The organism is Streptomyces sp. NPDC047072 (assembly GCF_040643855.1).
Lineage (GTDB): Bacteria > Actinomycetota > Actinomycetes > Streptomycetales > Streptomycetaceae > Streptomyces.
In genome coordinates this window covers 25,881-36,372 of sequence record NZ_JBEYVC010000105.1, presented here as the reverse complement: position 1 = coordinate 36,372, position 10,492 = coordinate 25,881, and the positions used below count along the sequence as shown (strand labels likewise).

The 10,492-nt window shown below is 69.1% G+C and carries 6 protein-coding genes; 4 read left to right on the top strand and 2 right to left on the bottom strand.

The window, feature by feature from the left end:
• From ABZ896_RS33905 to ABZ896_RS33895, 3 genes are all read left to right on the top strand, one after another.
• A partial coding sequence (locus tag ABZ896_RS33905; RefSeq protein WP_360937414.1) for a hypothetical protein occupies positions 1 to 193 on the top strand: 193 nt, incomplete at its 5' end.
• Positions 194 to 278: 85 nt separating this feature from the next.
• Positions 279 to 902, top strand: coding sequence for a hypothetical protein (locus tag ABZ896_RS33900; RefSeq protein WP_360937427.1), 624 nt, complete (start codon positions 279 to 281; stop codon positions 900 to 902).
• Complete coding sequence (locus ABZ896_RS33895) at positions 899 to 2,929, top strand: beta-galactosidase (RefSeq protein WP_360937412.1); 2,031 nt, start codon at positions 899 to 901, stop codon at positions 2,927 to 2,929. The genes ABZ896_RS33900 and ABZ896_RS33895 overlap by 4 nt, the downstream gene beginning before the upstream one ends.
• Here the strand turns inward: ABZ896_RS33895 and ABZ896_RS33890 are convergent.
• Together ABZ896_RS33890 and ABZ896_RS33885 are read right to left on the bottom strand one after the other, a co-directional pair.
• Positions 2,919 to 4,859: an alpha-glucuronidase gene (locus ABZ896_RS33890; protein WP_360937410.1), complete on the bottom strand. Its 1,941-nt coding sequence runs from the start codon at positions 4,857 to 4,859 to the stop codon at positions 2,919 to 2,921. The two genes, ABZ896_RS33895 and ABZ896_RS33890, sit on opposite strands and share 11 nt — an antisense overlap.
• Before the next feature lie 20 nt (positions 4,860 to 4,879).
• Positions 4,880 to 8,617, bottom strand: a complete 3,738-nt coding sequence (locus ABZ896_RS33885) for a GH92 family glycosyl hydrolase (RefSeq protein WP_360937425.1) — start codon at positions 8,615 to 8,617, stop codon at positions 4,880 to 4,882.
• A 422-nt stretch (positions 8,618 to 9,039) separates the two neighbouring features.
• Between ABZ896_RS33885 and ngcE the strand changes: the two genes are divergently transcribed.
• A complete protein-coding gene (gene ngcE, locus ABZ896_RS33880) occupies positions 9,040 to 10,485 on the top strand; it encodes an N-acetylglucosamine/diacetylchitobiose ABC transporter substrate-binding protein (protein ID WP_360937408.1) in 1,446 nt (481 codons plus the stop codon).
• The last annotated feature ends 7 nt before the right edge of the window (positions 10,486 to 10,492 follow it).

The window sequence follows — 10,492 nt, the reverse complement described above, 5'->3', positions numbered from 1 at the left end:
CGGCACCGGCACCGGCACCGGCACCGGCGCCCCGCGCCGAGACCGCACCCGCACCCGCACCCGCACCCGCACCGGCACCGACACCGGCGCCCCGCGCCGAAACCGCACCCGCACCCGCACCCGAAGCCGTACCCCGCGCCGCGACCTCACTTCGGACCACGCCCGTGCCCCGCGCCACGCCCGCGCCTCGTGAAGGGACCCCACTTCACACCGAGCCGCCCCACCCACCCCCCGCCCCCTCCTTCGGCACCGGCTCGCTCTCCCGCGCTGCCGCCCTCATCCACACCCTCCTGACGGTCGAGGCCCTCCTGCTCCTCGCTGCCTCGCCCGGCCTGGTGGGGCTACTGTTCCTCGGTCCCGACGCCTCCAACCTCCCCCTGGCCGCCGTATGCCTGCTGCCCCTCGGGCCGGCCCTCTCCGCCGCTCTCTACGCCCTGCACCACCGCGACCGCGACCTCACCGACCTCCACCCGGCCCGCGCCTACCGCAGGGGCTGGCGGCTCAACGCCCTTCCGGCGCTGAGGCTTTGGGCCCCGCTCCTCGCCTGGCTCACCGTGATCGCCTTCACGCTCACCCACTTCGACGCGACCGGCCTGCCCGGCTGGTGGGCCGTGCTGCTCGGCGGGATCGGGATCGTCTCCCTCCTCTGGGGCGCCCACGCGCTCGTGCTGACCTCGCTCTTCGCCTTCCGCACCCGCGACACCGCCCGCCTCGCCGCGTACTTCCTGCTCCGGCACCCCCACGCCACCCTCGGCGCGGGCTCGCTGCTCGTGCTGGCCGCCGCGGGGACGGCCGTCGGAACCGAGGCCCTGCCCGCGCTGCTGGCCGCCCCGCTGCTCCTCTCCCTGCTGCACAGCAGCCGCCCGGTGATCGCCGAGACCCAGGAGGACTTCACCGTATGACCCCCACCGGTCCCAAGATCCCGTACGGCGGGGACTACAACCCCGAGCAGTGGCCGGAGGACGTCTGGGACGAGGACCACCGCCTCTTCACCGCGGCCGGCATCGACACCCTCACCGTCGGCGTCTTCTCCTGGTCCCTGACCCAACCCGCCGAGGACACCTACGACTTCACGGTCCTGGACCGCATCCTGGACCGGGCGGCAGAAGAGGGCCGCCGGGTCTGCCTCGCCACCGGCACGGCCGCCCTCCCGCCCTGGCTCGCGCACAAGTACCCCGAGGTCAACCGCACCGACTTCGAGGGCCGCCGGCACCGCTACGGCCAGCGCCACAACTTCTGCCCCAGCTCACCGGCGTACCGCACACTCGCCACCCGGCTCGCCGAGAAGCTCGCCGAACGGTACGCGCAGCACCCGGCGTTGCTCGACTGGCACATCAACAACGAGTACGGCGGCGCCTGTTACTGCGACCTCTGCGCGGAGGCTTTCCGCGAGTGGCTGCGCGACAAGTACGACGGATCCCTCGACGCCCTCAACGACGCCTGGTGGACGACCTTCTGGTCGCACCGCTACACCGACTTCGCCGAGATCGAGCCGCCCAGCGCCCTCACCGAGCACTGGCGCGGACCCGACCACACCGCCTTCCAGGGCATCACGCTCGACTACCTCCGCTTCACCACCGACGCCCTGCTCGGCTGCTTCCTCGCCGAGAAGGAGGTGATCCGCGCCCATGACCCCGACACCCCCGTGACCACCAACTTCATGGGCATGTTTCGCCCTCTCGACTACCACCGCTGGGCACCCCACCTCGACTTCGTCTCCTGGGACAGCTACCCGCCCCTGGACGCCCCGCCGACCTGGCCCGCCCTCGCCCACGACCTGATGCGCGGCCTCAAGGACGGCGCCCCCTTCTGGCTGATGGAGCAGACCCCGTCCACGACGGCCTGCCGTGACGTCAACCCCCTGCGCAGACCGGGGGAGTTGCGCCTGGCCACCTTCCAGGCCATCGCCCACGGCGCCGACGCGGCCCTGTACTTCCAGATGCGCGCCTCCCGGGGAGCGTGCGAGAAGTACCACGGCGCGGTCATCGGCCACGCGGGCCGCGACGACACCCGCGTCTTCCGCGAAGTGGCGGACATCGGCCGCGAGTTGGAGCTCCTGGGCGCCGAGCCCCTGAACGCCCGTACCCCCGCCCGCGCCGCCCTCCTCTTCGACTGGGACAGCTGGTGGGCCCTGGAGATCTCCGACGGCCCCTCGCGGCTGGTCAAGTACCAGGAGGTCGTGCACGCCTACTACCGCGCCGCCCGCGAGTCGGGCGCCGACGTGGACGTCGTCCCGCAGACCGCCGACCTCACCCCGTACGACGTCGTCCTCGCCCCCGCCCTCCACATGGTCAAGGGCGACCTCGCCACCCGCCTCGAAGCGGTCGCGGAACGCGGCGGCACCGTCCTGACCACCTTCCTCTCCGGCCGCGTCGACGCACACGACCGCGCCTTCCTCACCGACGTCCCCGGCCCCCTCGCCCCGCTCATGGGCATCCGGATCGACGAATGGGACTCCCGGCAGCGGGAGTTCGCCCAGGACATCCCGGAACTCCGTACGCAGGCGCGGCTCGTCTTCGAGATCGTGCTCCCACGAGGCGCCGAGACGGTCGCCACCTACGGCACCGACTTCTACGCGGGCACGCCAGCCGTGACCCGCAACGCGTTCGGCGAGGGCGAGGGCTGGTACATCGCCACCGCCCTCGACCAGCCCGGTGTGAACGAGGTCGTACGACGCGTCCTGGCCCGCCACGACCTGGTCGGCCCGTACGCCGGCATCGACGGCCTGGAGACCGCGACCCGGGTCGCCCCCGACGGCACCCGGCTCCTCTTCCTCCTCAACCACACCACGGAATCAGCCCGCTTGACGGCTCACGCCACCGCCACCGACCTGCTCACCGGCAAGCGGACCGAGGCGGGCGAGCCGCTCACTCTGGACCCGCTCGGCGTCGCAGTCCTCCGCCTTGACCACAAGTCCCTCAGTAAATGATCCGCCCCCGCGCATCCGGCACCCCGGACTTCCGGAAGAAGTAACTGTTCACCTGGTCGCGCCACTCACGGGCACCACGGAGCTGCTCGTCGAACAGCTCCGCCACCCGCGCGTGGCGCGCCGGCTCCACCAGCCCCGCCAGCGAACCCCACACCTCCCGGGCCGCCTCCACCTCCTCCACGCCCTCGAAGTGCGTGTCGTAGATGTGCTGGATCACCGTCCGACCGCTCTTCAGCATGTGCCCGTACGCCATGTGGTGGAAGAACAGCAGCAGCTCGTCGGGACAGGTATCCGGCGACTCGTACACCGAGGCCCACGCCTTCCCGTACTGCCCCGCGTACCCCGTCCCGCTCGCCACGCTCCGGTCCACCCCGACGCCGTCCCGGTCGGCGAAGTGGTAGGTGCCCCAGGGGCTGTACTCGTACCCGTCCACGCTCGGCCCGTAGTGGTGCCCCGGCTGGACCATGAAGCCCACACCGAGCGGCGCGGTGTACTTCTCGTACGTCGCCCAGGAGCCGTCGAGCACGGCATGCAGCCCGGCGACGAGCCGAGCCGGGGCGTCCGGGAAGGTGAGCCGGATCCACTCGTCGAGAACCGTGAGCGGCTCGGCGTCGGGCTGCCACGCCAGCCGCCCGAAGGTGTACAGGTTCGCCTGGGCCAGCGGATGCCCGGTCCAGAACGGATCGTCCCCGACATTGGACACGGCGACGAGCCCGCCCCGCGCCAACTCCCCGACCGAAGCGCCCTCTTCGGGCCGGAACCGCAGCACCTCGCCCCACATCGGCCCGAGCCAGCACACGTGCCGCTGCTGCCCGGTGTACTCCTGCGTCGCCTGGAGCTCCACCGCGAGCCGTGTCCCGGGCATCGCCCCGATCAACGGCGACACCGGCTCCCGCACCTGGAAGTCCATCGGCCCGTGCTTCACCTGGAGGACGGCGTTGTCGGCGAACTCCCCGTCCAGCGGCACGAAATGGTCGTACGCGGCCCGCGCCCGGTCCGTCGTACGGTCCCGCCAGTCCTGGCGGTGGTCATAGACGAAGGCCCGCCAGTGGACGGTGCCGCCGTACGGCTCCAGCGCGGCGGCGAGCATGTTCGCGCCGTCGGCGTGCGTGCGCCCGTACGCGAACGGGCCGGGCTGCCCCTCCGAGTCGGCCTTCACGACGAACCCGCCGAAGTCCGGGATCGCCCCGTAGACCCGCCGTACCGCCTCGGCCCACCACGCCCGCACGCCCTCGTCGAGCGGATCGGCCGTCGCCAGTCCGCCCAGCACCATCGGCGCGGCGAAGGTCACCGACAGATGCGTGCGGATCCCGTACGGCCGCAACGCGCCCGCGATGTCCACCACTTCACCGAGCCGGTCGGTCAACAGCCGGGCCTCGGCCGCGTGCACGTTGACGTTGTTCACAGCGAGCGCGTTGATCCCGCACGCCGCGAGCAGTCTGCCGTACGCACGCACCCGCTCCAGGTCGCCCCGCGCCCGCCCGTCCGCCCAGAACAGCGAACCGCCGGCGTATCCACGCTCCACCTGTCCCATCACCGGATGCACGTCCACGTTGTCCCAGTGGTCCAGCATGCGCCGCGCCAACTGCGGTTGAAAGGTTGCTGTTTCGCAGGAGCCGGTGAACGCCGCCTCCCCGAGACGCACGACGTGGAAGAAGCCGTAGAGCAGTCCGGCGCCGCCGGACGCCGTGACGGTCGTACAGCTGTCACGGCGTCCGTACGTGAACGCCTCGGAGTCGTCGTCGCCGGTCAGCTCCAGTAGGAGATCCGGATCGTTCCGGACGATCTCGCCCCCGAACCGCCCACAGGCCTCCGCCACTTCCCCGTACACCGTGTCCACCAGCGGACCCGTGCCACGGATCAGTGTCCGCCGGGTGCCGATCGGCCGGAACGCCCCTTCCGGCAGCCAGGCCGGATCGACACCCTGCATGAGACCCCCAATTCACCCGCTCACGCGAGCAGTTCGACCTCCGACACGACCGCCTCGCCGTCGAACACCAGGCGGTACTTCCCGTACGTACCCGGCGATCCCACGGTGAACGCGCGTGTCTGTCGGTCCCATGCGAAGGACTGGCCGGACCGCTTGTCGAGGGTTTTCCAGGTGGCCCCGTCGTCCGACGAGCCCTGGAGGACCCAGCCGGTCGGCGCCTTCGTGTGGTCCGCGGGCGAAGTGAGCGTGTACTGGACGCCCTTGACGGACCCGCCGAGAGGAAGGTCCACCGATGTCACCGCCGCCTCCGTGGCCGACGTGTTGTCGAACAGCGCCCCGTCACCGGCGAGCACGTCCGCACGCGGCGTCGGCACCTTGTCGTCCTGGGTGATGGAGACCGGGGCCGCGTTCTTCCCCGTGCCCCACTTCGACGGCTTCGGACCCATGTCGAAGTCCAGGACCGCGCCCTTCTCCAGCACCGAGTGGGGGAGTGAAGTCGACGTCCACGTACGGCCGTTGACCTTCAGTCCCTGGACGTACACGTTCCGCGAGCTGTTCTTCGGTGCCCGCACCACCAGGTCCTCGCCGTTCTCCAGATGGACCGTCGCCTTGGTGAACAGCGGGGAGCCCACGGCGTATTCGCCGCTGCCCATCACCAACGGGTAGAAGCCCAGCGCCGAGAACAGGTACCAGGCCGACTGCTCGCCGTTGTCCTCGTCGCCGTGGTAGCCCTGCCCGATCTCGCTGCCGACGTACAGGCGCGAGAGCACCTCGCGGACGTTCTTCTGCGTCTTCCAGGGCTGGCCGGCCGCGTCGTACATGTAATTGATGTGGTGGGCCACCTGGTTGGAGTGCCCGTACATGCCCATCCGGACATCCCGCGCCTCCGTCATCTCGTGGATGACACCGGGGTAGGAGCCGATGAGGTCCGGCGAGGCCGTCTCCGGCGTGGAGAAGTACGCGTCCAGCTTCTGTGCCAGACCCGCGCGCCCGCCGTACAGGTTGGCCAGGCCCCGGCTGTCCTGCGGGGCGGTGAAGGCGTACCCCCAGCCGTTGGTCTCGGTGTAGTCGTAGCCCCACACCGCCGGGTCGTACTTCGAGGACTCGACGCGCCAGTCACCGGTCGCGGTGCGGCCCTGGAAGAAGCCGGCCTTCGAGTCGAAGAGGTTCACATAGTCCTGGGCGCGGTTGAGGAAGTACTCCGACTCCTCCTTGTAGCGCTTCTCGTGGGTCTTCGCGTAGAGCGCCTGTCCCATCTTGGCGATGCCGTAGTCGTTGAGGTAGCCCTCCAGCGCCCACGACAGGCCCTCGTGGGTGTCGGTGCTCGTGTAGCCGAGGAAGGGCGAGGTCGCCATGCCCTTGCGGCCCACACCCGACGACGGGGGCACGACGGTCGCGTTCTTCACGGCCGCGTCGTAGGCCGACTTCGCGTCGAAGTCCACGCCCTTCACGTACGCGTCCGCGAAGGCTACGTCCGAGGAGGTGCCGGTCATCAGGTCCGCGTAGCCGGGGGAGGACCAACGGGAGGTCCAGCCGCCGTCCTTGTACTGCTGGACGAACCCGTCGACCATCTCGCCCGCCTGAGAGGGCGTCAGCAGTGAGTACGCCGGCCAGGTGGTCCGATAGGTGTCCCAGAAGCCGTTGTTGACGTACACCTTGCCGTCCACGATCTTCGCGCCGGTGTGCGTCGGGGTGTCCGGGCTCGGCATCGGGGAGAACGGCGAGGCGTACTGGTACTTCGAACCCACCTTCTCGAAGCCGGAGTTGGGGTACAGGTACAGCCGGTACAGGCTGGAGTACAGCGTGGTCAGCTGGTCCTGCGTGGCGCCTTCGACCTCGACCTTGCCGAGGATCTTGTCCCAGGCCCGCTGGGCGGCGCGCTTGACGTCGTCGAAGGACCTGCCCTCCGGGACCTCCTGGCGCAGGTTGTCCTTCGCCTGGTCGATGCTGATCAGCGAGGTCGCCAGGCGCAGGGTGACGGTCCGGTCGGAGCCCGCGTCGAAGCGCATGTAGCCCTTGACCCCGCTCGCCGAGCCCTCCTTGACGGGCTTGTCGAACTCGCCGTACACGAAGAGCCGGGTGGCTCCCGCCGACTGCCCGGACTTCACGTCCGAGAAGCCGGTCACCACACCGGCCGAGGTGTCGAGGGTCAGCCCCGCCTGGTCCGTCACGTTGTCGAAGACGACGCTCGCGTCGTCACCCGGATACGTGAAGCGCAGCACCGCCGCGTGGTCCGTCGGCGCCATCTCGGTCTTCAGCCCGTTCTCGAACCGCACGCCGTAGTAGTACGGCCGCGCGGTCTCGTTCTCGTGCCGGAACGCCAACTCCCGTGCCTCACGGCCGGTTTCGGGGGTCCCGGAGGCGACCGACGGCATCACCTGGAAGGTCTGCCGGTCGCCCATCCACGGGCTCGGCTCGTGGCTCGCGCTGAACGCCTGGATCGTCGGCAGGTTGTCGTCGTTGTTGGCCCGGGAGTACTCGTACAGCCAGCTCAGCGAGGATGCGTTGGTCACCGGCGTCCAGAAGTTGAAGCCGTGCGGGACCGCCGCCGCGGGGAAGTTGTTGCCGCGCGAGAAGCCGCCGCTGGAGTTGGTGCCGCGGGTGGTGAGCGCGTAGTCCGACAGATGCGCCTTCGGCTTCTCCGGCGCGGCCCGCTCCAGCGTCACGTCGTCGAGCCAGCCGCGGAACTTCGCCGGCCCGCTCGGGGAGTCGTACGCCACCAGGATCCGGTCGACGGTCTTCCCGGCCGCGACCGACCCGATCCGCGAGACCACGTTGTTCCACTGGTTGACGTAGAGCACCTTCGAGGCGCCCTGTCCCTCGGGCGACAGCGGGAATCCGTGCTGGTCGCTCGCGCCGAGGTCGCTCAGGAAGGTGCCGTCGGTGAAGGCCAGGTCGACCGAGACGTTGGTCGCGTCGTAGTCCCGGTCGGTGCTCGCCATCGCCGGGTAGATCCGGTACGACAGCCGGGTCAGCCGGTCCACCGCCACGTTCACGTCGAAGATCTTGTTGTACGAGTACGCCCGTCCCTCGGACGTGTGGCGACCGGCGTACCGCAGGGCACTCTTTCCGGTGAATCCGGCGTCCTGCATCGCGGTGGGCGATCCGCTCGGCCCGTGGTCGACCAGCGAGAGCATGTCCTGCGGGACCGGGCCGGTGCTCGCGCCCTTGGAGAACTGCACGTCCGCGAGCTGGACGATGCCGGAGGCGCCGTTGTTCTTGGTGATGTCCAGCCGGAAGTGCTGGTACTCCCCGACGGCGTCCGCGGGGATGTCGTACGACTTCGTCTGGAACGGCTCGGAGAAGGTCTCGTCCGTTCGGGTGTCGAGCGTCTTCCAGTCCTTGCCGTCCGTGGAGCCCTTGAGGGTCCAGTCCCTCGGGTTGCGCTCGGGGTAGTCGTTGGCCGAGGTGAGGGCGTAGGTGACCACCTTGGCGGGCTGGTCGAGGTCGAACTCAACCCAGCCGGTGGGCTCGAAGGCCAGCCACTTGGTGCCGGGTTCGCCGTCGACGAGGTTGCCCTTCACCTCGCCGCCGTCGGTGTTCTCGGCGCTCGCCCGGACCTCCGTGACATGGTCGGTGATGTTGCCGGGGATGCCGGTGCTGTAGCCGCCGTCGACGCCGGACGACCTGCCGTCGTCGACGGTGTTGATCCAGTCGGGCGCCGGGTCGCCCGCCTCGAAGGAGGAGGCGAACCCCCTGGCGGCCGCGGCGGGCGCCTCGGGCAGGGCGACCGCCGCGCCCTGCGATCCCACCGTCATGACGAAGGCGGCCGTGAAGACGACCGCCGTACTCCGTCTGAGTCGAGTTCTGAACCGATGCATCGGCGAGTACCCTCCCTGCACAAGGATGGACAACGTTGTCACCAATTCCGTGCAAGGATCAGTAGTGGCCCAAGTGGACAGTGTTGTCAAGGGCGTTGAGTGCGGCATTCGGGCCCTATGTCGCGGATTTTTCCGGCAAGCTTCGCACAGGGCGCTCATATTTCCGCGAGGTCTCAACTCGGAAAAGACCCGCGGCCAACCTTGCATTCGATCTTGCTCCGCCGACCGGAAGTGGACTATACCTGTCGGCGATTCACCCCACTCGCACGAACCTCTAGCACGAACCTGCTTGACCTGACCGCGGTGCCGGGGAGGATCCGGTTCACCGCCTGAGTCCTGGAGAAGGCGAGGACTTGAGCATGGGATCCACTTCCGGTGACAACAACGGTGTCGGCCGCCGCGATCTGATCAAGCGATCGGCCGCACTCGGTCTGATCTCCGTCCCGACGATGAGCTTCCTGTCCGCCTGCGCGAGCAGCGGCGGCGACGACAGCGGCGACAAGGCCAAGGCCGGCAAGAAGACCGCGAAGAACCCGCTGGGCGTCAACGACACCGCCCAGATGGAGTTCGTCCTGTTCGACGGCGGTTTCGGCAAGGAGTACGCCGAGGACGCCGTCAAGATCTACGAGAAGAACTTCCCCAAGGCCAAGGTGAAGTTCTCCGCCACCCAGAAGATCCAGTCCACCCTCCAGCCTCGCTTCAACCAGGGCACCCCGCCGGACCTGATCGACAACTCCGGCGCCGAGCAGATGGACATGGGCGTCCTGGTCGGCAAGAACCAGCTGGCCGACCTCACCCCGCTCCTGGACGCCCCCTCCTACGACGACCCGAACAAGAAGGTCCGCGACACGCTGCGGCCCGGCATCGTCGAGATGGGCCAGTTCGACGGCGACCCGGTGTGGATCATGTACTACGCGTACACGGTCTACGGCGTCTGGTACTCGCAGAAGGCGCTCGACTCGCTCGACGCGGAGTACCCGAAGACCTGGGACGAGATGCTCGCCGTGTGCGAGAAGGCCAAGAAGAAGGGCATGGCGGGCTGGACGTACGCGGGCAAGTACCCGTACTACATCCCCTTCTCGCTCTACCCGATGATCGGCAAGGTCGGCGGCCGCGAGGTCCTCGACGCGATCGACAACCTGGAGCCGAACGCCTGGAAGAACCCGGCGGTCAAGGCGTGTTTCGACGCCTACTACGAGCTCTACAAGAAGGGCTACATCCTCAAGGGCACCCCCGGTCTCGACCACATCCAGTCGCAGACCGCCTGGGCCCAGGGCAAGGCGCTCTTCATCCCGAACGGCTCCTGGGTGGAGAACGAGTCGGCGAACGTCATCCCCGCCGATTTCAACCTGGCGGTCTCGGCGCCCACCGGCATCGACTCCTCCGACAAGATGCCCTTCGGCACCATCTGGGCGTCCGGCGGCGAGCCGTTCATCGTGCCCGCCAAGGCGAAGAACACCGCGGGCGGCATGGAGCAGCTGCGCATCATGCTCAGTGAGGCGTCCTCGAAGAACTTCACGTCCAAGGTGAAGTCGCTGACGGCCTACAACGGCGGCACCGACGGGATCACCCTCACCCCGGGCCTCAAGTCCGGTGTGGCGGCGCTGGAGCTGGCCGGGGACAACGTCCTGAACCCGCGGCTCCAGGACTGGTACGTCCAGCTCCAGAAGGAGCAGATCGGTGTGGCGGGCCTGGGCGAGATGATGGCCGGGCGGCTCACCCCGGCGGAGGCCATCAAGAAGATCCAGGGCTTCGCCGACGCGGCCGCCAAGGACTCGTCGATCAAGCACTACAAGCACCAGTAAACGGACC

Bases quoted from the DNA above. Each gene is read 5' to 3' on its own strand.
- ABZ896_RS33895 (WP_360937412.1), top strand. From the start codon at position 899: ATGACCCCCACCGGTCCCAAGATCCCGTACGGCGGGGACTACAACCCC.
- ABZ896_RS33890 (WP_360937410.1), bottom strand. From the start codon at position 4,859: ATGCAGGGTGTCGATCCGGCCTGGCTGCCGGAAGGGGCGTTCCGGCCG.
- ABZ896_RS33885 (WP_360937425.1), bottom strand. From the start codon at position 8,617: ATGACGGTGGGATCGCAGGGCGCGGCGGTCGCCCTGCCCGAGGCGCCC.
- ngcE (WP_360937408.1), top strand. From the start codon at position 9,040: ATGGGATCCACTTCCGGTGACAACAACGGTGTCGGCCGCCGCGATCTG.